At 63.9% G+C, this 294-nt stretch carries 1 protein-coding gene; it reads right to left on the bottom strand.

Annotated elements, in window-relative coordinates:
• Positions 1–294, bottom strand: a 294-nt coding sequence (locus tag ACO0LB_RS20835) for a reverse transcriptase domain-containing protein (RefSeq protein WP_423052646.1), incomplete at both ends; no start/stop codon positions are given.

The raw sequence follows: 294 nt of genomic DNA, 5'->3' as shown, positions 1-294 counted from the left end.
GGACTGGACATACGCCTGCGCGGCCAACACCGCATCTTGCGCACGCCGCCCCGGACGAAAGCCGTAGCTATGCTCACTGAAAGTGGGATCAAGTAGCGGTTGCAGCACTTGCAGCAGTGCTTGCTGGATCAGGCGATCCGTTACCGTCGGAATACCGAGCTCGCGCTCGCCACCGCCGGGCTTCGGGATCGTCACCCGACGCACCGGACTGGGCCGGTACGTCCCCGACAGCAGTTGTTCCCGTATGCCCGGCCACGCAGTTGCCAGCAAGCGCGAGGTCTGATCAATGTCCAG

The organism is Undibacterium sp. SXout7W, from assembly GCF_049339385.1.
Lineage (GTDB): Bacteria > Pseudomonadota > Gammaproteobacteria > Burkholderiales > Burkholderiaceae_D > Undibacterium.
The sequence above is the reverse complement of the archived record's forward strand: the minus strand, read 5'-3'. Positions and strand labels throughout refer to the sequence as shown.